Raw genomic sequence first — 21,704 nt, 5'->3', positions numbered from 1 at the left:
TCCTGACTGACGTTCCTTGATCGAGATGATCGTCCCAATGTCATCTCAATTGGCGGGCAAGAACGGCTTGCCGAGGCAAGCCGGTGCATTGGTAGACGCATCGCGGCGGAGCGAAATCAGCACCAGCACGACGACGGTCGCGATATAGGGAAGAGCGGCCCAAAGCTCGGACGGCACGGCGCTCAGCGGCCCGCCGCCAGCCTTGGCATAAAGCTCGGTGGTCATGACAAGGCCGAAGAGATAAGCGCCACCCAATAGGCGGAAGGGTTTCCACGAGGCGAACACGACAAGCGCGACCGCAATCCAGCCGCGCCCCGCCGTCATCCGCTCAGCCCATTGCGGGGTGAGCAGCAGCGGGAAACAGGCTCCCGCGATACCGGCCATGGCGCCGCCAAACATGACGGCGAGATACCGTACCCCGATCACCGAATAGCCGATCGAATGCGCGGATTGGTCATTCTCACCGACGGCCCGCAGGATCAGGCCCGCGCGCGTTTTGTGGAGGAAATACCAGATGGCGACGACCATCACGAAGGAGAAGTAAACCGGGAACGAGTAGCCAAAGATAACGCGCCCGATTGGATTGGCATAGAATTCGGCAGGAAAGAGCGGCTGCATCAGCGTCACCGGACGCGCCGAATAGGACGATCCGGCAAGCGCCGAAAAGCCAGTCCCGAAAATCGTCAGAGCCAGACCCGTTGCCGTCTGATTGGCTGAGAGCGACAGCGTCAAAAAACCAAAGATCAGTGATGCCGCTGTCCCGGCCGCGGCGCCGCAGAGCAGCGCCAGGTATGGATTACCGGTGTGGAATTGGACGACGAAGCCGGCGATCGCGCCGATCAGCATCATGCCTTCGACGCCCAGATTGAGCACCCCTGCCTTCTCGACAACCAATTCGCCCAAGGCCGCGATCAGAATAGGGGTTGATGCACCAACGACTGTGATCAGAATTGCGAGCGCCAGTTCCATTATGCCGCTCCCACCGATGGTTGCGGCAACACGCGGCGCAACCGGTACTTGATCAGAATATCGCCAGCCAAAAGGAAGAACAGCATCATCGCCTGGAAAATCCCGGTCGCCGCATTGGGCAGGCCAATGGTGGTCTGGGCGACTTCACCACCAACGAATGTGATGGCCAGCACAATGCCCGCAACGATGACACCCAGCGGATTGAGCCGTCCCAGGAACGCGACGATGATGGCGGTAAATCCGTAATTGGTCGGAAAGCCCGGCACCATGCGCTGGAAGGGACCAGCGACTTCCAGAACACCCGCGAGACCGGCCAAGCCACCACTCACCAGCATGGCGAGCCAAATGGTTTTGTTCTCGGAAAACCCGCCATAGCGTGCAGCATGAGGCGCGGCCCCAACGACGCGCATCCGGTAGCCAAATACCGACCTCGTCATGATGAACCAGGCGACGATCCCAACGAGAACTGCAATCGGTACGCCAAGATGCACAATTGTCCCCGGAATGATCGTCGGCAGGCGCGCCGCTTCCGAAAAAAGCCGCGTCTGCGGAAAGCCCATGCCCATAGGGTCCTTCCAGGGCGCGCGGATCAGATAGTAGATCAACTGTACGGAAGCATAGGTCAGCATCAGGCTCGTCAGGATCTCATTGACGTTGAGCCGCGTGCGCAGCAGCGCCGGAATGGCCGCATAAGCCATGCCCCCCAGCATCCCAGCCAGCACCATAAGCGGCAGGATCCACCAGCCCGTCATGCCATAGGTCAGGAGCGCTATGCCCGTGCCCGCAAGCCCCCCAATGACATACTGCCCTTCGGCCCCGATATTCCAGACATTCGCCCGATAAGCGATGGAAAGACCCACGCCGATGATGATCAGCGGCGCTGCCTTGATCCCCAGATCCTGCCACTTGTAGCTATTGGTCAGCGGCGTCAGGAAAATCTCGCGCACCGCGCCAATGCCATCATAGCCGATCAGCGAAAAGATCACCGCGCCGACGATCATGGTCAGGACCACGGCGACCACCGGCGTGATGTAGATCATAGCCTTGGACGGCTCGCGACGCTTCTCAAGCCGGAATTGCATGATCGGCCTCCGAGGCTCCGTGGACGCCACCCATTAGGAGACCGATTTCTTCGATGCTGAAATCCTTGACCGGCTTGGCGGCGCTCAGATGTCCCATATTGATCACCGCCAGCGTATCGCAGAGCGCCCGCAATTCATCGAGATCCTGGCTGATCACCACGATCGCCGAACCAGCAGACGCCAGATCGACCAGTGCTTGATGGATTGCCGCCGCCGCCCCTGCATCGACGCCCCAGGTCGGCTGACTCACCACCAGTACCGAAGGCTTCTGCAGAATTTCACGGCCCATAATGTACTTTTGCAAGTTCCCGCCAGACAGCGATCCCGCCGTCGAACTCGGACCCAGCGCCTTGACGGCAAAATCGGCAATGACCTTGCCCGTATAGGTCTTGGCCGCGCCCGAATTGATCAGGCCCATGACGACCATGCCGAGCCGGTCGCGCGCCGTCAGCACCGAATTGTCCGCCAGCGAAAAATCACCCACCGCCGCATGACCATTGCGCTCTTCGGGCACCGCGCAAAGCCCGCGCTTGCGGCGCTCGGTCGTATTCATCATCCCGATGCCAAAACCATCGATGGTGATGGCCTCGCGATCGTCGCCAATGATCTCGCCCGAAAGCGCATCGAGCAGCGCATTCTGCCCATTACCCGCCACACCCGCGATGCCGAGGATTTCCCCGGCGCGCACGGTGAAGCTGACATTGTCGACAGGCACGTCGAAATGCCCTGCTTTATTGGTACGTAGCCGATTGACGACGAGCTTGGGCTGGCCGAACGCCCTGCCCTCGCCCTTGACGATATCCTTCAACCCGGTGCCGATCATCTTCTCGGCCATAGAGCGGCTGGTTTCTTGCTTTGGATCGCAGGTATCGACCAACTTGCCGCCGCGTAGGATCGTCGCCGTATCGCAGAGAGCTTTGATTTCATGCAGCTTGTGCGAGATGTAGAGAATCGAACATCCCTCAGCAGCAAGTTTTCGCAGCACGGTGAACAGCTGCTCCACCTCCTGCGGCGTCAGCACCGAAGTCGGCTCGTCCATGATCAGCAATTGCGGGTTGAGCAGCAGCGCGCGGACGATTTCGATGCGCTGGCGTTCGCCGACCGAGAGTGTCGCAACTGTCCGGTGCGGATCGAGCACCAGCCCATAGGTCTGCATCACTTCACGGATCCGCCCCTCAAGCTCACGCGAGGGAATTTTGGCATCCATGCCAAGCGCGATGTTCTCAAGCACCGTCAGCGCTTCGAACAGCGAGAAATGCTGGAACACCATGCCGATGCCAAACTTTCGCGCGGCCTTGGGGTTGGGCACCACGACGGAATCGCCATTCCAGCGGATTTCGCCAGCATTGGGCTGCATGATGCCGTAGATCATCTTGACGAGGGTGGATTTACCGGCGCCGTTTTCGCCGAGGAGCGCGTGGATTTCGCCGGGTTTGACCGCGAACGACACCTGATCATTGGCCAAAACGCCGGGAAACTGCTTGGTAATGCCGGTCAGTTCGAGCCGATTGGGCATGTCAAAGTCCACTCGCTACCCCCTGTTTTTCGGGGATAGGCACCTGCCCGTCCAAAGCTTCCCGTTGCCCAATTTGGACCATAATCTCGGCCGCCGCTAGTGCCGCAATGACGGATGGCCGTTTATCCCCAAGCCCTTGTGCGCCTATGGGTAACACCAAGCGATCCAAATCAGCCCTGTCGCCCCCTTGCTCGAGAAACCAGCTCGCGAATTTCGCGCGCTTCGTCTTCGAGCCAACCATGCCGACATAGGGGCTGTCGAGCCGGTTCAGCGCCTCACTGGCGATCAAGAAATCTAGCGCGTGGTCATGGGTCATGATCACAAAAGCGCTGCCGCGTGGCGCGGCGCGGACCACGGCTTCAGGCATGGCCGCGCGCCGATGCGCGATCCCAGGTGCCAAGAGATCAAGCTCTTCCTGCCGCGTGTCGATCACCTCCATGCGCACCGGCAATAGTGCCAGGATTTGTGCCAGCACCCGTCCAACATGGCCCGCCCCGAAAACGTAAACCTGAGGGGTCAGCGCATCCTCAGCCATCGTCCGCGCCATGACCTCCCGACGGATCGCGGCATCCGCGAAGCGGAGAGACACTATGACCCGCCCGCCGCAACACTGGCCAATCTCAGGTCCAAGCGGCACATCCATGGCTTCCTCGGCCCGCCCTTCAGCGATCAGCCGCCGCGCATGATCGATGACCATATATTCGAGCGCCCCACCACCGATGGTCCCAAAGATCGCGCCAAGCGCCACCAGCATAAAGGTCCCCTGCTCGCGCGGTGAGGACCCGCGCACGGAGGTCAATTCGCAGGCTATGATATCGGGGTTGGCAGCGAGGAAGGATTCGAGGGCGGTGGACGTCATGGCATAGCGCTCCAGCCAAAGGTCACCCCCTCCCGGCCTCCCCCTAGATGGGGGAGGCCGGGAGGGGGTGGGGCCACACTCACAAGAGCTCTCACCCCCGCACCTCCCGCTTCATCCGCTCGACACCCATCAGCACCCGCTCCGGCGTCACCGGCATATCGAGCTGCGGCGCGATCCGATAATCCGCCACACTCGCCACCGCCATGCCCAGTGCTTCCGGCACGCTCATCGCCAACATGAATGGCGGCTCACCCACAGCCTTCGAGCGCCCAATCGTCGGCTCCTTGTTCACCGACCACTCCGCCAGCTTCACATTGAAAACCGGCGGCACATCGCTGGCGAGCGGGATCTTGTAAGTTGACGGCGCATGGGTCCGTAACTGCCCCTTGGCATCCCAGACCAGCTCTTCTGTCGTCAGCCAGCCCATGCCCTGCACAAAGGCACCCTCAACCTGACCAAGATCAATGGCCGGGTTCAGCGACTTACCAACATCATGCAAAATATCCACGCGATCGACGGTGTACTCACCCGTCAGCGTATCGATCGTCACTTCGCTGACCGAAGCACCATAAGCAAAATAGTAGAACGGATGCCCGCGACCGGTCGCCCGGTCCCAATGAATTTTCGGCGTCTGATAAAAGCCCGCTGCCGAAAGCTGCACGCGGTTCATGAAGCCCGACATGGCCAACTCGGCAAACGGCACGAATTTCGCGCCGGCCTGAATGCCGCCCTGCACCCATTCACACTCGGCTTCGCTGACCTGATGCAATTTCGCAGCATGCGCCAGCAGCCGCTCCTTGATCTGCCGGCACGCGTCATAAGCCGCCGCACCATTGAGATCTGACCCCGACGAAGCCGCCGTCGCGGACGTGTTCGGCACCTTGCCCGTCGACGTCGCCATGATCTTGACCGTGTCGAGGTTCACCCCGAACGCATCGGCCACCACCTGTGCCACCTTGATATAGAGCCCCTGCCCCATCTCGGTGCCACCATGGCTCAGATGGATCGATCCATCCTTATAAACATGCACCAGCGCGCCGGCCTGATTGTACCAGGTCGCCGTAAAGGAAATGCCGAACTTCACCGGCGTCAGCGAAATGCCCTTCTTGATCACCACATTGGTTTTGTTGAACTCCAGAATGGCCGCGCGGCGCGCAGAATAGTCCGACGACGCCTCAAGCTCATCCACGATCCGGTGGATGATATTGTCCTCCACCACCTGATTGTAAGGCGTCACATTGTCGGTATCGGTGCCATAGAAATTGGCTTTGCGAATATCGAGCGGATCCTTGCCCAGCGCATAGGCAATATCCTCGATCCAGCGCTCCGCCCCAACCATGCCCTGCGGTCCACCAAAGCCACGGAAAGCCGTGTTGGAAACCGTGTTGGTATAGAGCGGCTCTGACCGCGCCCGGACGGCCGGATACCAATAGGCATTGTCGCAGTGAAACAGCGCCCGGTCCGTCACCGGCCCCGACAGGTCCGACGAATACCCCGCGCGCGCGCCATAGACCGCCTCCACCGCATGGATTTTCCCGGTCTCATCGTAGCCGACGTCATAATCGACCACAAAATCGTGCCGCTTGCCCGTCGCGCTCATGTCGTCGTCGCGGTCAGGACGGATCTTGCAAGCCCGGTTCCATTTCTTGGCCGCCAGCGCCGCCACCACGGCAAACAGGTTCCCCTGCGTTTCCTTGCCGCCAAAGCCACCGCCCATGCGACGAACATTAACAGTGACAGCATTGTGCCGAATGCCCAGCGCCTGCGCGACGATTAGCTGAATTTCGCTCGGATGCTGGGTCGAAGAAAAGAGCGTAACGTCCTCGTCCTCGCCTGGCACCGCCAGGGCGATCTGCCCCTCGAGATAAAAGTGATCCTGCCCGCCAATGGTGATCGCACCCTTTGCCCGACGCGGCGCGCCCGCCAGCCCAGCCTTCACATCCCCGCGCTCAAGCTTGAGCGGCGGGGTGACCAGCTTGCCGCCAGCCGCCTGCGCCGACCGCACATCGGTGAAAAACGGCAGTTCCTTGTAGTCGATCTTGGCGAGATGCGTCGCCCGCCGCGCCTGGTCACGCGTCTCTGCGACCACAGCAAAAACCGGCTGCCCCCAGAAATGCACGACACCATCGGCAAAAACCGGCTCGTCATGCATATGCGCCGAGCTGATGTCGAGCACACCCGGCACATCGTCATTGGTCAGAACGCCGATAACGCCGGGCGCCTTCAGCACCGCAGAAAAATCCATGCCGAGGATCTCGGCATGCGGCTTGGTCGAGAGCGCCAGATAGGCATGCATCGTGCCGACCGGCTCGATCATGTCGTCGATATATTCGGCCGTACCCGTGACGTGCTTCGGCCCGCTATCGTGCCGCGTATTGGTATGCATCACAGCCAGATTAATCGGTGCAGCATGCTTGTTCATCACGCCACCTCACGCTTGAGCCGCACATCCTGCCCCGACACATCGAGGAAGAACCGCTTCAGGAGGTTCTGCGCCGTCAGCAACCGATACTCCGCCGAAGCGCGCATGTCACTGATTGGCTGATAATCCTCGGCGAAAGCAGCAACAGCCGCCTCCACAGTCTCCATCGTCCACGGTTTTCCAACCAGAGCCGCCTCGACGGCCTTGGCCCGTTTCGGCGTCGCCGCCATGCCGCCAAAGGCAATCCGCGCCATGCCGACGACGCCGGCGTCATTCACGAACACCCGGAACGATCCGCACAGCGCAGAGATATCTTCCTCGCGGCGCTTGGAAATCTTGTAGGTCGCAAATTTCTCGCCCGCCGGCAGCAGCGGCAGTGTTACGCTTTCGACGAACTCGCCCGGCTGCCGATCCTGCTTGCCGTAGGCGATGAAGTAGTCCTCGAGCTTTATCTCGCGCCGATGCTCGCCGCGCCGCAGGCTCAGCTTGGCTCCCAGCGCAATAAACGGCGGCGGCGTATCCCCAATCGGCGACCCATTGGCGATATTGCCGCCGATGGTCCCCATATTGCGGATCTGCTCGCCGGCAATCCGGTTCCAGAGTTCACCCAATTGCGGGAAACTCGTCTGAATGACCGGCAGTGCTTCCGAGTATGACACCCCGGCATAAAACCGCACTTCGCTGGCGTTCTCGGCGATGCGCTTCAATTCCTGCAGATGACCGATAAAGATCACCGGCCCGATATTGCGCATGAATTTCGTCACCCACAGCCCAACATCGGTCGAGCCGGCAACGATCCGCGCGTTGGGATTGGCTTCATAGACAGCAGCGAAATCATCAAGGCTCGCGGGGATAATGATCTGCTTGTCGCCCTCGCCGATGACAACGCGACGCCCATCATTCAGCGCCTTGATCTTATCCTTAACCGCGATGCGCTCGGCCCAGAGCACATCGCCCTGCGGCTGGCCATAAGTCCCCATGGCTTCGCCGGCACGAATGATCGGCGCATAGCCCGTGCACCGGCAGAGATTCCCCTGCAGTGCCTTCTCGATCGCCGGGCGCGTCGGGCTCGGATTCCGCATCCACAGCCCATAAAGGCTCATCACAAAACCCGGCGTACAAAACCCACACTGCGACCCATGGTGGTCAACCATCGCCTGCTGCACCGGATGCAGCGCGCCATTCTCGCCGCGCAGATGCTCGATGGTAACGACATGCGTCCCATGCAGACTTCCGACAAAGCGGATGCACGCCGTCACCGAGTCATAAATGATCTCATCATTCATCAGCCGACCGACCAGCACAGTGCACGCCCCGCAATCGCCCTCGGCACAGCCTTCCTTCGAGCCGCGCAGACGCCGCTCCAGCCGCAGCCAATCGAGCAGCGTCAGGTCCGGCGCGACATCGATGAGGGTGATTTCCTCGCCATTGAGCAGAAAGCGGATGGCATTTGCGACCTCCACCATGGCTCAGCTCCCCCTGTAGGTCGAATAGGCGAAGGGGCTGACAAGCAGCGGCACGTGATAGTGCTTGTCTTCGGAGATGGTGAAGCGGATCGGCACGACATCGAGGAACGGCGTTTCGATCTCGACCCCAATGCGCTCAAAATACTGCCCGACATGAAAGCGAATCTCGAACTCGCCCTGCTGGAACTGATCGTCCGCGAGGAGCGGCTGATCGACCCGACCGTCGGCATTGGTGTAGCTGTCGCCCAGATGGTGCGTGTGGTCGCCATGCACGAAGTGCAGTTCGAGGCGCATACCACGCGCCGGCTTGCCCGCCATCGTGTCGAGAACGTGAGTGGTGAGGCGTCCGCCGGCCATATGCTGCTCCTATACACACCGTCCGAACGTGGGGCGTTTCGGAACGGCATGTGCAATTCGTTTCCCCGAAGAGCACCATAGAACTGCGATTCTGCTCTTGATACTCTCAAATTGGGAGCACTATGCTGCCGAAACGGCAACAGCAAGTCCCACGATGACCGACAAGAGCCCGACTGCCGACCGCCCCCGCGAACACGCGCTTTCTGCAGGCCTCCTCGCCCGCGTGTTCCATCAGCCATCGCTGCTCTATTTCAACGCGGTCGCCACCCACCTGTCGATCCGTGAAGCCGCCCGCCGCCTCAACGTCGCTTCGTCAGCGGTCACAAGACAGGTCGCCCAGTTGGAAGATGCCCTCGGCATCACCCTCTTTCTCCGCGACAAGCGCCGCATGCGCCTCTCCCCCGCCGGCGAAATCCTCTTCCGCCATTCCCGCCGCCTCGCCGCGCCAATGGAAGCCGCCGTCTCAGAGATCGAACTCCTCCGCGGCGTCCGCGCCGGCGTCGTCCGCATCGGCACCGTCGAAAGCGTCGGCCTCTCCTTCCTGCCGCGCCTCATTTCCGACTTCGGCCAGCGCTACCCGCGCCTCACCATTGATCTCTCCATCATATCCTCGAGTGAAGTGGTCGAACGTCTCGTCGAGGAGCGCATCGACATCGGCTTTGGCTTCATCTCCAAGCCGCCGCGACAGATCGACATCGCCTACCGCCGCGATGTCCATATTGGCGCCGTCATGGTCCCGAGCCATCCCTTGGCCTCGGCCAAAAACCTCACCATGGACCAGTGCCTCGATCATGCCGTCGCGGTGGCCCGGCCCGAAATCTCCATCCGCGAAGTCATAGAGCCCTTCCTACGCCGCCCGGGCCTCGCCCTGCCTCCGATGGTGGAAGTCAATTCCATCCGCATGCTGGTCGAATTGGCCTTGGGCGGCCATTACCTATCGGTCATGACGCCCATCGGCGCACAAAACGAAATTGCCGACGGCCGCCTGATCTTCAAGCCGCTGCACGATCCCGGTCTTCCGACGAATCGCTTCGGCATCCTCGTCCGCACCGGTAGCGCGCTTCATCTCGCCCCCGCCATCTTCTTCGATCACGCCAAAAGCTACTTCGATGGATTGCAACTGCCCGGTGCAATCTGACGACTGGTAAAATCACCCGTCCTGCGCTTACCCTGAATTCAACGACACCGACGCATGAGACACCAATGAACCGCTACCCCCGCGATATGCATGGTTACGGCCCTACCCCGCCCAATGCCAACTGGCCCGGCGGCGCCCACGTCGCGGTGCAATTCGTGCTCAATTACGAAGAGGGCGGCGAAAACAACATTCTGCATGGCGACGCCGCCTCGGAAGCTTTCCTCGTGGACGTGCTCGGCGCAGCGCCTTGGCCCGGTCAGCGCCACGCCAATGTCGAAAGCATGTACGAATACGGCGCCCGCGCCGGCTTCTGGCGGCTCCATCGCCTCTTCACCGAAGCAGCACTTCCCGTCACCATCTATGGCGTCGCCACCGCCCTGATGCGTGCGCCCGAACAGCTCGCGGCCATGCAAGAGGCCGGCTGGGAAATCGCCTCGCACGGCTACAAATGGGTGCAGCACAAAGATATGTCGCTCGATGAAGAGCGCAGCCAGATCGCCGAAGCCGTGCGCCTCCACACGCTCGCCACCGGCTCCCGCCCCCTCGGCTGGTACACCGGCCGCTCCTCACTCAACACGGTCGATCTCGTCGCCGACTATGGTGGCTTTGCCTATATCTCGGACACCTACGACGATGACCTGCCCTATTGGAAAGTCATCCACGGCCACCCTCAGCTCATCATACCCTACTCCCTCTCAACCAACGACATGCGCTTCGTCACCGGCCCCGGCTTCGACAATGGCGAGGAGTATTTTCAGTTTTTGAAGGACACTTTTGACTGCCTCTACGCCGAAGGCGAAGCCGGCAGCCCCAAGATGATGTCTATCGGCCTCCACTGCCGCCTCGTGGGCCAACCCGGCCGCTTCCAGGGCCTCAAAAAGTTCGTCGACTACATCAGCACTTTCGAGAAAGTCTGGGTTCCAACCCGCCTCGATATCGCCCGCCATTGGACGCAAGAACATCCCTACGTGGCGCCCGAAGTCGTACCCAGCCAACTCCCCAAAGACGAGTTCGTTACCCGTTACGGTTCGATCTTTGAGCATTCCCATTGGATCGCCGAACGCGCCTGGGAAAGCGAACTCGCCCCAGCCAACGACACCGCCATCGGCCTACACTTCGCGCTGCGCACTCAGTTCCGCATGGCAACGCCGGAAGAACGCCTCGCCGTCCTCCGCGCCCACCCCGACCTCGCCGGAAAACTCGCTGCCGCAAAGCGCCTGACCGCAGACTCCACCGCGGAACAAGCCTCCGCCGGCCTCGACGCGCTAACCGATGCGGAGCGCGAAAAATTCACCGCGCTCAACAATGCCTACACCCAAAAATTCGGGTTCCCCTTCATCGTCGCCGTTCGCGACCACGACAAGGCGGGCATTCTCGCCAATTTCGAAAAGCGCCTCGCCAATTCGGCGCAAGAGGAATTCAACACCGCCTGCGCGCAAGTCGAACGCATTGCACTGCTGCGGCTCAAGGCCATCCTCCCCTGAGCCACCCTGGAACGGCGGCCTACCCGTTCATATCGTCGGGGTCAGCGTCGAATTGAGGTTCGTCGCTGAATAGGCCCATGAACAAGGCCAGCGCTGCCAACCACGGCAGATGATGCTGCAGCCAGGTAGACGATCCAACGAAAAGCGACACGCTTGGGTTACTCATGCCTTCAACCATCGGGCCAAAAGTTGAAAATTTGGTAACCCTAATCGAACCTTAGCGCTATTTGTAGAAGCCGGCGCGCAGGTTGATCCCGTGCTCGACATAGACTTTCAGCGCGCACAGCATTCCCGTCCACCCCTCGCAATTGCCATAGGACGCCTTCTGCGCCGCCGCGTTGTCGCGCCAACCGCTTTCGTGGATCGTCACTAGCGTGCGGCCATCGTCCAGCCCGGCAAAGGTCATCGTCACCGTGGTCTCGTATTGCCCTGTTTCGTCATTTCCGTCCGCCGCGCCCCAGCGCAGAACGATCTTTTCGTCCTGTACAACGTCAACCACATGGACAGGGAAGGCACCGGGAAAATCGTGAAAATCCCAAGTCACGACGGCGCCGGTCTCAAGCCGCCCTTCGCGCCGCCCGTCGTAAAATACCCTGACAATTCCTTGGGATCAGCCACTGCCTCGAACACCTCATGCACCGGCTTGCTGATCCGTCCGGATACAGAAAATTCCGGGCTCGGACGCGGCCCCTTGCTCACGACTGCACGCATATTTCTCACTCCTCCGCTTGACCCACAAAACCATATGTTATAAAAATATAACATGTCAACCGACGACCAAGACGATCTGATTTTCAAGGCTCTGAGCCACCGCATCCGGCGGCGCATGCTTGATGTTTTGAAGACCGAACCCGCGACCACTGGCACGCTCTGCTCTGCGTTCCCCGAGCTCGATCGCTGCACGATCATGCAACACCTAGGCGTTCTCGAAGCAGCCGGTCTCGTCATTGCCGAGCGCCGCGGCCGCGAGCGCTGGAACCACCTCGATGCCCTACCCGTCCACGCCATCCACGAGCGTTGGATCGGCCCATACGCCGCCTATGCCGCGTCCATGCTCAGCAAGCTTGAGAAGAACCTCGCCCTCAGCGAATAACAGGCATGGCCTCCTCCGCCGTTCCGCTCTAGTCTTTTCCGGAATCGTCCAGAATTGACCCGAGCTCATGGCAACGACTTACGCCTCACCCATCGCCGGCCTGCCGACCCAGATGGCCCTCCACACCGGCCGCGCCACCTTCACCGAGGCCTATGCCCTGATCCCTCACGGGGTGATGCGCGACATCGTAACATCCTACCTGCCCCATTGGCGCGAGACCCGGCTCTGGGTCATCGCGCGCCCCATGTCCGGTTTTGCCGAAACCTTCTCACAATACATCGTGGAAGTTCTGCCGGGCGGCGGGTCCGAACGGCCTGAAGAAAACCCGGAAGCCGAAGGCGTGCTTTTCGTCGTCGCCGGCCAGATCAATGTCATCATCGAAGGCCAGACGCATACGCTCAAGGAGGGCGGCTATGCCTTCCTACCGCCCGGCTGCAAATGGTCACTCACCAATCACGCGACCGATCCGGCTCGCTTCCATTGGGTGCGCAAACGCTATGAAGTCGTCGAAGGTGTAGACATCCCTTCGCCCTTCGTCACCAACGAGCAGGACCAACCCATTCGCTGGATGCCCGGCACCAAGGACACCTGGGGAACGACGCGCTTCGTCGAGCCCACCGATCTCCGCCACGACATGCACGTCAATATCGTCACTCTCGAACCCGGCGCGGTCATTCCCTTCGAAGAAACCCATGTCATGGAACACGGCCTCTATGTGCTCCAGGGCAAGGCGGTCTATCGGCTCAATCGCGACTGGGTCGAGGTCGACCCCGGCGATTTCATGTGGCTCCGGGCCTTCTGCCCACAGGCCTGCTATGCCGGCCCAGAGCGCTTCCGCTACCTGCTCTATAAGGACGTCAACCGCCACGCCAAGCTGCCGTTCTGAGCCGAGGAAACCGGAATGCCCGACACCATCTTCATCGAGTCGCTGACGCCAGATGCCTTCGCCCCCTTCGGTCAGGTCATCCAGACAGAGGGCGCGCACCACTATCCGATCAATGCCGGCAAGACCGAACGCTTCCATGATCTTGCACGCGTCGAACTCGGCGGCGTCCATCCCCGTCCACTGATCTCGATCTTCCGCGGCCAGCCTTACGCCCTGCCGCTCAGCCTCACGCTCGTTGAGCGCCACCCCCTTGGCAGCCAAGCTTTCTATCCCCTCGGCGACGCCCACTGGCTGGTAATCGTTGCAGAGGACGAGAGCGGCACGCCGATCAACATCCGCGCCTTTCGCCCCGGGCCGGGCCAAGGCGTCAACATTGCCATGAACACGTGGCACGGCGTGCTGACGACCCTCGATAAAGAAACCGATTTCCTCGTCGTCGACCGCGGCGGCGACGGTAATAATCTTGAGGAGCACGTTTTCTCAGCCCCCCTCATCGTCACCCATCGCGAACCGAGCGCTTAACCCCAAGCGCCACTTTGCCTCGCCAACGTCATGCCGACCCGCTACGCTAAAACGATAGGGAGGATTGCCATGCTCACCCGGCTTATCTCGATCGTTATGTCGCTTCTGCTGCTGTCGAGCTCTACCTTTGCGCAGGGCCTGTCGCTGACCGGCGACGTAACCTATCGCGAACGGGTGGCGCTTCCCGCTGGAGCAAGCCTTTACATCGGCCTCGTCACCCTGCCCGATGGCCGCCCGGTCCTTGGTGCCGGCTCCTCCGTTCCCTCAGGCGCACAGCCGCCGCTCCAATTCGCGCTGGCGATCCGCTCGGATCTGACCGCGTCAAAAAAGTCCTATGGCCTCGTCGCCGATATCCGCCTCGGCAGTGCCATCCTCTTCCGAAACGACGTCGCCGTGCCCGTCGATCTCAACTCGCCATCGCCCACGACGATCGTCGTCTCGCGCTATACGGGCGACCAACCCATAACTGAACCTGTCATCGAAACCGGTCTCATCGGCGCAACCTGGCAGGTCACCAGCATAGCGGGCACGCCCGTCTCCGGCAGCCGCGCCCTAACCCTCTCCATCGCGTCCGATCTGCGCGTGGATGGTTATGCCGGATGCAACGATTATTTCACGCAAGCCACGATCGAGAGCGGCGGCCTTCAGTTTGGGCTGCCTGCATCGACCAAAAAAACCTGCAGTGCCGACCTTATGGCGCAGGAGCGCGCCTTCTTCGCGGCGCTTGACGCCACCGCGTCTTATGATCTCACTGATGATAGCCTGCGCCTTCTCGATGGCGCGGAGATTCCGTTGATCGGTCTGATCAAGGCCACGGAGTAGATTTTGGAAACGACCCGCCTTCTCCAGCGCTTTCTCGATGTCATCGAGCACGACATCGTGCCGAAAACCGCGAGGGGAGTGGCCGCAGGCAACAAGCTGTTCGGCGCGGCGATCCTCCGCAAGTCTGACCTGTCGCTCGTGATCGCCGAAACCAATAACGAAACCGAAAATCCGCTTTGGCATGGCGAAATGCACGCCATCAAAAAGTTCTTTGAATTGCCCGAAGATCAGCGGCCCGCAACCAAGGACTGCATATTCCTCACGACCCACGAGCCTTGCTCGCTCTGCCTATCCGGCATCACCTGGGCAGGCTTCGACAATTTCTATTATCTCTTCACCTACGAAGACAGCCGCGACAGCTTCGCAATTCCCTACGACATTCAAATCCTACAGTCGGTTTATGCCGTCCGTGATCCTGATCGCGACAAAGTGCCGGATGAGCGCCCGCTCTATAACCGAGAGAACGCTTTCTTCAAAAGCCGGTCGATTGGTGAACTGCTGGCAAGTCTTGATCGCGGACACCGCGAAGAACTGCTCGCGCGGGTCGACGATCTACGGGCCGCTTATGGGGATTTGTCGTCGATCTATCAACGCGATAAAGGCAGCAAAGGCATTCCGCTTGCCTGAGTTTTGCGCAGCGACTTCAACGGTCGCCTGACCAACGTTTCGATCCCAGCGCATTTTGGCATGGGAATAACGACCCGAAACAATTCAGGTCGTTGAAGCTCGCTTTGCGTTGCGCTCGCCTTATTCATTGCTCCCTACCGCAATTTGCGCATCCGTCACCGGCATTTCCGCAAACGAAGCCGCTAATGTTATGAAGCTCAGCGCCGCAACGAAGAGAGCGGTCAGCATCAGTTGCGACTGAACGGGCTTGGTGAGCATAGGACGCATTTGTTCTGGTAATCCCTCAACTTAGTCCGAACCGAGCTGTTCACCGGTTCGCGATCATAAAACGCAACAAAAGGCATATCGCTCCCAACCTGAGGTGATCACGAACGCGTGATTTAGATTTCGTTCATATTCCCGCCACGTGCATGTCTGCCGTGTGGCGCGAACTTTTCTTCTCCCGTGGCGTTAGGTCTCATGAGCCGTAATCCGAAGTGAGAGAAGTTATGAACGAAATGCTAATTCGGAATGGCGCCGAGCTGCCCGCGCTGGCCATCTTCACCGACTTCGACGGCACTCTCGTCGAAATCGCCGAGCGGCCTGATGCAGTTGTGGTGCCCAGCGATCTTGCAGAGCAGCTTGAGCGCGCCACCCAGGAATTTGACCACGCCTTTGCCGTCATCACCGGACGCGAAATTTCCGACATCGACCGTTTCCTGTCCCCGCTTCACCTTCCTGTCGCTGGAGCGCACGGTTCGCAGCGCCGTCGCGCCGATGGTTCGATGGAAGAGCTGGACGAAGAGCTAATCGTCGGCGCTGAAAAGATCGCTCGCGCCATCGAGCCGCTCGCCATGGCGCATCCCGAACTGATTATCGAGCCCAAGGCCGGCGCAGTGGCTCTTCATTTCCGTCAGGCGCCTGAGCTAGAAGGCGATTGCCTCCGCGCGATGGAAGAAGTGCTGGAAAGCCACCCGCAATATTCCCTCGTGCCCGGCAAGATGGTGCTCGAAGCGCGGCCTGCTGCCTTCGACAAGGGTGCCGCGCTGCGCGCCTTCATGGAAGAAGAACCCTTCAAAGGCCGCACGCCGATCTTCATCGGTGATGACCGGACCGACGAAGATGCGTTCCTCGCCGCTCAGGAACTTGGTGGCGTCGGCATCAAGCTCGGCGCCGGTGAGACGTCCGCCCGTCTTCGCATTGCCGATGTTGCTTCAGTCCACGCACTGATCCGTGGCCTCACCGATATGGCGCATCGCGACGATGCACCGATTCTGGCGGACACGACGGCAAACTGATCCGAGGTGTCGATCACAGCCTGAAACCACGCAAGTTCAGACCCGGGCGCACCAGCGTCCGGTTCATTGTTTTTCTAACTAGGGGGTCTACCTATGAGCCGCATCGTCATCGTTTCCAATCGTACGCCAGGCAAGGGTCCTGCGGCCGGGGGCCTTGCGGTCGCTCTGAGAAAGGTCCTGTCCAACCACGAAGGCTTCTGGTTCGGCTGGTCTGGAAAACTCACCGAAACTCCATCGTCAAAGCCGCATTTCGAAGACATCGATGGTTTGAAGGTCGCCCAGATCGACCTCACCGCCGATGATCACCGCGCTTATTATGCCGGCTTTTCCAACTCGATCCTCTGGCCGAGCTTCCACCTGCGCCTCGATCTCGCGACCATCGAAGGCTATTGGTACGAGGGCTATCGCCGCGTGAACCAGCAGTTCGCCAAGGCGCTTATGCCGCTCCTCAAGCCAGACGATGTCGTCTGGGTTCACGATTATCACCTGATCCCCCTCGCCAGCGAGTTGCGACGCCTCGGCGCAAAGAACCGCATCGGTTTTTATCTCCACATCCCCTTCCCCACGGCGGACGCGCTTTACGCTATCCCGCACCATGGCGATCTCATGCGCGACCTGTCGCGCTATGATCTGATCGGCATGCAGGCCAATCGCGACGTTGCGGCATTCACCGATTTCGCCGAACACCAGGCGCCTTCGACCTTCGCCACGGCGTCGACCGAAACCATCGATTTCTCCAAAACCGAAGTGACCGCCTTCCCCATCGGCTCGGACCCCGAGGCTTTTACGCGGCTCTCGACCAGCCCGGCGGCCAAAAAGATGATCCATCGCATGCGCCGCGCTCTAACCGATCAGCGCCTGATCCTTGGCGTCGATCGCCTCGATTATTCCAAGGGCCTGCCGCAGCGCATCGAAGCCTATGAGAAGCTCCTCGCCAACAATCAGCGTTTCCGCCGCAACGTGCATTTGCTGCAAGTGGCTCCACCTTCGCGCGACAGCATCAAGGAATATCAGGAAACTAGCGACACGCTCGACGCCATGGCGGGTCGCGTCATGGGCCGCTTCGCAGAACCAGATTGGGCACCCCTGACGTACGTCAAGCGAGCCTATGGCCAACCCAGTCTCGCCGGCCTCTATCGCCTCGCACGCGTGGGCCTCGTCACGCCCCTCCGCGATGGCATGAACCTTGTCGCCCACGAATATGTCGGCGCGCAGGATCCGGAAGACCCCGGCGTGCTGGTCCTCTCCCGCTTCGCCGGCGCCGCGGAAATCTTCCCCGAAGCGCTGCTGGTCAATCCCTTCGACACCGACGAAACCGCCGAAGCCCTTCGCATGGCCCTCGACATGCCGCTCGAAGAACGCAAGCAACGCTGGCAAGCCCTCTGGGCCGCCGCCACCAAGCACAATGTCGACGACTGGGCCCTCAGCTTCCTCAAACGCCTCTCCCCCGGCATCGAGGATCAAGCCCAGGTCGACAAAGACACCATCTACATGGCCTCGGTGGCATAACTGCTAAAGCACTGGCGCTGCGACGCTGACCTCATGGTGAAATGCGAAGTCTTGAACCACTGAGTGCATACAGAATCTGCAAACAAAAAGGGCGGCCACCGGGCCGCCCTTTTTCATTTAACCTTCGCCGCGGCGATTGCGTGCAGCGGACTTTTTCGCCCCCGTGGTCCAACGCGGCTTGGCCTTGAGGCCGTCAGCGCGCGGTGGCTTCACCGAACGAGATGGGGCCAGCGGATTGCGCGGGTCGCGGGCCGGGCCAGCGCTCGCTTCGCGTGGGGCATTCGCATCGCGCGGGCTGCCGCCCCTGCCACGTTCGCCGCCCGGACGCGGCGTGTTGAACTTTCGCGGATCCGGCTTGGGATTGCGTGCAGTGCGCTGCCCACCGGGAGCCCCGACGGTATGACGCGGTTGGCGCGGCGCCGAAGCCGTCGCTTCTTCGACCATGTTGACGTCGCCCGAAAGCGGCAGCGTGCGGCGGATCAGCTTTTCGACATCTCGCAGTTTCGAGCGCTCGGTGCCGTCGCAGAGCGTGATCGCAATGCCGGTCGCACCATTGCGGCCCGTACGGCCGATGCGGTGCACATAGTTTTCGGGATCGTCCGGCAGATCATAGTTCACCACATGGGTGATGCCGGGAACGTCGATACCGCGCGCGGCAATATCGGTCGCTACGAGAATGCGGACATTCCCGCTCGCAAAACCCTTCAGCGCTGCCTGACGCGCATTCTGGCTCTTGTTGCCGTGGATGGCAGCAGCCTCATGCCCATCGATGGCAAGGTTCTTCGTCACGCGGTCTGCGCCATGCTTGGTGCGTGCGAAAACAATCACGCGCTCCATGCCTTCCTTCTCGTCGTCGAGCAGGCCATTGAGCACATTGCGCTTGGCCTTCGAGCCGGAGAGGATGACGCGCTGGTCGATCTTGACGACGGTCGAGCCCTGCGGCGCCGCTTCGACCTTCACCGGGTCCTTCAGCAGGCCCTTGGCCAGGTCTTCGACCTCTGCCGCCATGGTGGCCGAGAACAACATGGTCTGACGGCGCAAACCAATGGCCTTGGCAATGGCCTTCACCGGCGCAATGAAGCCCATGTCGAGCATGCGGTCGGCTTCGTCGAGAACCAGCCAGCGCGTTTCATTGAGGCGGATCTTGTTATCGTCGAGCAGATCCTTGAGACGGCCGGGCGTCGCCACGACAACGTCCACACCCTTGGCGATCTTCTGCACTTGATGGTAGCGTGACACGCCACCGAGCACGAGGACAGTATCGATCTTCTGCTTGGAGCCTGCAAACTTACGAATATTCTCTTCGATCTGCACGGCAAGTTCACGCGTCGGCGCAAGGATCAGCGCGCGTGTCGTCATCGGCCGCGGACGGCCGGTCAATTGGGCAAGTCCGGCAAGGATCGGCAGGCCAAATGCTGCAGTCTTGCCCGAGCCGGTCTGGGCAATGCCCATCATGTCCCGGCCCTCGAGCAGCTTCGGGATCGCTTCGCTCTGAATCTTGGTTGGCGTCTCGAACCCACCCGCCTTGAGGCTATCAACGAGGGCGGTGGGCAGTCCGAGACTGGAAAAATCGGTCAAATCTAGATCTTTCATCATGCGCAAAGCATTGCGCGGGCACGCTGCGAACCGCAGGCGCCATGAATAAAAATGCAATCGGGCGATAGGGATTATCGCGCGGGTGCTGGCTCAAACCCGGAGCATTTTCGCTATCCGGGCTGACTTCGCCGCTCACCGCTGAGTAAGAAGAGAAGTCCGTTAGCGGCCCATTTCGCCGCAACGCTGCGTCCCATATGGGCCACAATGCCCATAAAGGCAAGTGTGAGAGGCGCATGGGTGGTTTGTGACCCTCAAGCGGGAGCCACCATCCCCTGGGTTATGCGCCCAGTTAAGTTAGATCGTCATATGCAGCCCGCCATGGCCAATCGAGCGCATGGCCTAGATCCCACCATACCAATCATAGCCGTTATCCGGCCAATACCCGCCCTTCCCCATGCCGAATGGCGTGAGGTCATCAACCAATTCGATCGTGTGCAGATATTTCGGCTGCTTGTAACCAAGCGCTCGCTCGATCCTCAGACGCACCGGCGCACCATTGCTCACCGGCAAAACTTGATCGTTGAGCCCATACGACAAAATGGTCTGCGGATGATAGGCGTCCACCAGGTCCGAGCTTTCGTAATAAAAGATCTCGCCCGAGAGCGACTTCTGGATATTGTCGAAGCAGTGATAGACGCAATAGCGCGCCTCGGGCTTCACGCCGGCCATGTCGAGGAGCGGTCCGAGCTGTGTCCCGGTCCACTTGGCAATGCAACTCCAGCCTTCGACGCAATCGTGCCGGGTGATCTGGCTACGCGCCGGCATATTCCGCAATTCGTTGAGCGAGAACGACACCTCGCGCTCCACCATGCCCTTGATGGTCAGCTTGTAAGACGCAAAGTTCTGCATCTTGAGGAAAGTATATTCCGGCGTCGTCGGCTCGGTGGAGCCGTTCGGCTTCATCCCCTGCCGGATTTCGCTCGCCGCATATTCGCGTGCCAGCGTCTGATCGCCAATCAATGCCCGCTGCGCGCGATAGGTCAGCACATTGGCCTGCTCCAGCGCCTGCCGCACGGGATGTCCGCGCTGCCCCAGAAAGTCGAACTGATCGCATCCGGCGAGCGCCATGCTCGAGCCCAGTGCTGCGGAGCCAACCAACAGTTTGCGGCGGTTCATGATCAGGCCGCTCATGGCTTATCTCCTTCGGCAGCAGGCGTTCCCGGGCTTGTGCGATACCACCCGGTGATCATCGAGCGCAGCTCATTAAGCGGCCCGGCCAGCAGCACCATCAGAATATGGACGATAAAAAACAGCACCAGCAGCACCATCGTGCCGAAGTGGATGGTTCGCGCGGTCTGCCGGCCGCCGAAAAGATCTAGCAGCCATGGCCAGGCAGCGTCCATGCCGGGGCTCATCGTCAGTCCCGTCAGCACGATCAGCGGAAACAGCACAAAGAACACGGCGAAATAACTCAGCTTCTGCAGCGGCGAATAGCGCCGCCCATGATGCAGCTTGAGCCGTGCATGATCGCCGATATCCCTCGGCAACTCTTTGAGATCACCACTGCGTGGCAAAATATCTCGCTTGAGATGCCCATTGATGAAGCTTGCCAAAAACCAGACGAACAGCGCGGCCACCATCAGCCAGCCGAAGAAGAAATGCACAACCCTGCCAGTCGCAAGATCGCGATAGGATGGAATGGTCACTGCCCCCGGGAAACCCACATAATCTGGCGCTTCAGCCGTACCGCTCATCCCGAGCACGCCGGTCGTATCGAACGTCTGCCCGAAAACAGTCGTCTGCCCGCGCGGCCCCTGTGGCGTGTTGACCGCCCCGATCCGCAGAACAGAATTATCGAACTCGAAGCCCGATTGCTGGCCGATATAGAGCGCGGGATGGGCATTGAAAATCTGCAGCCCGGAAAGCAACAGAAAGAAGAGACAGATGACCCAAACCCAATGGGTCAACCGGGTCCAGATGGATTGGCGATAAACCAACGGTCCTTTGGGTCGAGCCACCGGCGTTTGGGAAGACGCGTCGGCGGAGGGCCTTGGCTCTCCACCCGCAGGTTGTTCTTGGCTCGAATCCACGCTCATCCTGCTCTCCTTGATCGTTTCAGATACGAGAGCAAAACGGGTC

The 21,704-nt window shown here is 60.5% G+C and carries 21 protein-coding genes and 1 pseudogene; 9 read left to right on the top strand and 13 right to left on the bottom strand.

All coding sequences use genetic code 11. From position 1 onward, the window contains the following. Positions 1 to 45 precede the first annotated feature (45 nt). From DevBK_RS01975 to uraH, 7 genes are all read right to left on the bottom strand, one after another. Entirely contained in the window at positions 46 to 969 is a 924-nt protein-coding gene (locus DevBK_RS01975; protein WP_062631580.1) for an ABC transporter permease, read from the bottom strand. After that, entirely contained in the window at positions 969 to 2,051 is a 1,083-nt protein-coding gene (locus DevBK_RS01970; protein ID WP_061910424.1) for an ABC transporter permease, read from the bottom strand. The genes DevBK_RS01975 and DevBK_RS01970 overlap by 1 nt, the downstream gene beginning before the upstream one ends. Then, positions 2,035 to 3,567 (bottom strand): ABC transporter ATP-binding protein, encoded by a 1,533-nt coding sequence (locus DevBK_RS01965; RefSeq protein ID WP_317184294.1) that lies wholly within the window; start codon positions 3,565 to 3,567, stop codon positions 2,035 to 2,037. The genes DevBK_RS01970 and DevBK_RS01965 overlap by 17 nt, the downstream gene beginning before the upstream one ends. A 1-nt stretch (position 3,568) precedes the next feature. Continuing rightward, positions 3,569 to 4,426 (bottom strand): xanthine dehydrogenase accessory protein XdhC, encoded by an 858-nt coding sequence (gene xdhC / locus DevBK_RS01960; RefSeq protein ID WP_317184293.1) that lies wholly within the window; start codon positions 4,424 to 4,426, stop codon positions 3,569 to 3,571. 91 nt (positions 4,427 to 4,517) lie between these two features. Further along, positions 4,518 to 6,848 carry a xanthine dehydrogenase molybdopterin binding subunit gene (gene xdhB / locus DevBK_RS01955; RefSeq protein ID WP_317184292.1) on the bottom strand — a complete coding sequence of 777 codons (2,331 nt, stop codon included), beginning with the start codon at positions 6,846 to 6,848 and terminating at the stop codon, positions 4,518 to 4,520. After that, a complete protein-coding gene (gene xdhA / locus DevBK_RS01950) occupies positions 6,848 to 8,314 on the bottom strand; it encodes a xanthine dehydrogenase small subunit (protein WP_317184291.1) in 1,467 nt (488 codons plus the stop codon). The genes xdhB and xdhA overlap by 1 nt, the downstream gene beginning before the upstream one ends. A 3-nt stretch (positions 8,315 to 8,317) precedes the next feature. Next, positions 8,318 to 8,671 carry a hydroxyisourate hydrolase gene (gene uraH, locus DevBK_RS01945; RefSeq protein ID WP_291406852.1) on the bottom strand — a complete coding sequence of 118 codons (354 nt, stop codon included), beginning with the start codon at positions 8,669 to 8,671 and terminating at the stop codon, positions 8,318 to 8,320. Positions 8,672 to 8,825: 154 nt separating this feature from the next. Here uraH and DevBK_RS01940 point away from each other — a divergent pair, with 154 nt between their 5' ends. Together DevBK_RS01940 and puuE are read left to right on the top strand one after the other, a co-directional pair. Continuing rightward, entirely contained in the window at positions 8,826 to 9,809 is a 984-nt protein-coding gene (locus DevBK_RS01940) for a LysR family transcriptional regulator (RefSeq protein ID WP_317184290.1), read from the top strand. Between the two features lie 65 nt (positions 9,810 to 9,874). Further along, positions 9,875 to 11,293: an allantoinase PuuE gene (puuE, locus tag DevBK_RS01935; RefSeq protein WP_317184289.1), complete on the top strand. Its 1,419-nt coding sequence runs from the start codon at positions 9,875 to 9,877 to the stop codon at positions 11,291 to 11,293. A 19-nt stretch (positions 11,294 to 11,312) separates the two neighbouring features. Here the strand turns inward: puuE and DevBK_RS01930 are convergent, their stop codons facing one another. Both DevBK_RS01930 and DevBK_RS01925 read right to left on the bottom strand, forming a co-directional pair. Beyond that, positions 11,313 to 11,459 carry a hypothetical protein gene (locus tag DevBK_RS01930; protein ID WP_156352217.1) on the bottom strand — a complete coding sequence of 49 codons (147 nt, stop codon included), beginning with the start codon at positions 11,457 to 11,459 and terminating at the stop codon, positions 11,313 to 11,315. Between the two features lie 57 nt (positions 11,460 to 11,516). Next, positions 11,517 to 12,004: pseudogene (locus DevBK_RS01925) on the bottom strand (SRPBCC family protein). A 52-nt stretch (positions 12,005 to 12,056) separates the two neighbouring features. Here DevBK_RS01925 and DevBK_RS01920 point away from each other — a divergent pair. From DevBK_RS01920 to DevBK_RS01900, 5 genes are all read left to right on the top strand, one after another. Beyond that, entirely contained in the window at positions 12,057 to 12,386 is a 330-nt protein-coding gene (locus tag DevBK_RS01920) for an ArsR/SmtB family transcription factor (protein WP_061910406.1), read from the top strand. 67 nt (positions 12,387 to 12,453) lie between these two features. After that, positions 12,454 to 13,272: a bifunctional allantoicase/(S)-ureidoglycine aminohydrolase gene (locus DevBK_RS01915; RefSeq protein WP_317184288.1), complete on the top strand. Its 819-nt coding sequence runs from the start codon at positions 12,454 to 12,456 to the stop codon at positions 13,270 to 13,272. A 15-nt stretch (positions 13,273 to 13,287) separates the two neighbouring features. Further along, positions 13,288 to 13,794: an ureidoglycolate lyase gene (locus DevBK_RS01910; RefSeq protein WP_317184287.1), complete on the top strand. Its 507-nt coding sequence runs from the start codon at positions 13,288 to 13,290 to the stop codon at positions 13,792 to 13,794. 69 nt (positions 13,795 to 13,863) lie between these two features. Then, complete coding sequence (locus tag DevBK_RS01905; RefSeq protein ID WP_317184286.1) at positions 13,864 to 14,616, top strand: META domain-containing protein; 753 nt, start codon at positions 13,864 to 13,866, stop codon at positions 14,614 to 14,616. Positions 14,617 to 14,619: 3 nt separating this feature from the next. After that, the gene (locus DevBK_RS01900; RefSeq protein WP_317184285.1) at positions 14,620 to 15,243 is read left to right on the top strand and encodes a nucleoside deaminase; all 624 of its coding nucleotides are present in this window, start codon (positions 14,620 to 14,622) and stop codon (positions 15,241 to 15,243) included. A gap of 120 nt (positions 15,244 to 15,363) precedes the next feature. Here DevBK_RS01900 and DevBK_RS01895 read toward each other — a convergent pair whose 3' ends face one another. Continuing rightward, positions 15,364 to 15,510 carry a hypothetical protein gene (locus tag DevBK_RS01895; protein WP_156352216.1) on the bottom strand — a complete coding sequence of 49 codons (147 nt, stop codon included), beginning with the start codon at positions 15,508 to 15,510 and terminating at the stop codon, positions 15,364 to 15,366. Positions 15,511 to 15,731: 221 nt separating this feature from the next. Here DevBK_RS01895 and otsB point away from each other — a divergent pair, with 221 nt between their 5' ends. Beyond that, positions 15,732 to 16,520 carry a trehalose-phosphatase gene (gene otsB, locus DevBK_RS01890; protein ID WP_200913711.1) on the top strand — a complete coding sequence of 263 codons (789 nt, stop codon included), beginning with the start codon at positions 15,732 to 15,734 and terminating at the stop codon, positions 16,518 to 16,520. 93 nt (positions 16,521 to 16,613) lie between these two features. Further along, complete coding sequence (locus tag DevBK_RS01885) at positions 16,614 to 18,029, top strand: trehalose-6-phosphate synthase (protein ID WP_317184284.1); 1,416 nt, start codon at positions 16,614 to 16,616, stop codon at positions 18,027 to 18,029. A gap of 117 nt (positions 18,030 to 18,146) precedes the next feature. Here DevBK_RS01885 and DevBK_RS01880 read toward each other — a convergent pair whose 3' ends face one another. From DevBK_RS01880 to DevBK_RS01870, 3 genes are all read right to left on the bottom strand, one after another. Continuing rightward, entirely contained in the window at positions 18,147 to 19,625 is a 1,479-nt protein-coding gene (locus tag DevBK_RS01880; RefSeq protein WP_317184283.1) for a DEAD/DEAH box helicase, read from the bottom strand. A 339-nt stretch (positions 19,626 to 19,964) separates the two neighbouring features. Further along, positions 19,965 to 20,756, bottom strand: a complete 792-nt coding sequence (locus DevBK_RS01875) for a molybdopterin-dependent oxidoreductase (RefSeq protein ID WP_317184282.1) — start codon at positions 20,754 to 20,756, stop codon at positions 19,965 to 19,967. After that, on the bottom strand, positions 20,753 to 21,661 hold the full coding sequence (locus DevBK_RS01870) for a cytochrome b/b6 domain-containing protein (protein WP_410494025.1): 909 nt from the start codon (positions 21,659 to 21,661) through the stop codon (positions 20,753 to 20,755). Before DevBK_RS01870 ends, DevBK_RS01875 begins: the two co-directional genes overlap by 4 nt. Between the last annotated feature and the right edge of the window lie 43 nt (positions 21,662 to 21,704).

It is taken from the genome of Devosia sp. BK (assembly GCF_032907385.1).
Lineage (GTDB): Bacteria > Pseudomonadota > Alphaproteobacteria > Rhizobiales > Devosiaceae > Devosia.
This window is presented reverse-complemented; position numbering and strand designations above follow the sequence as displayed.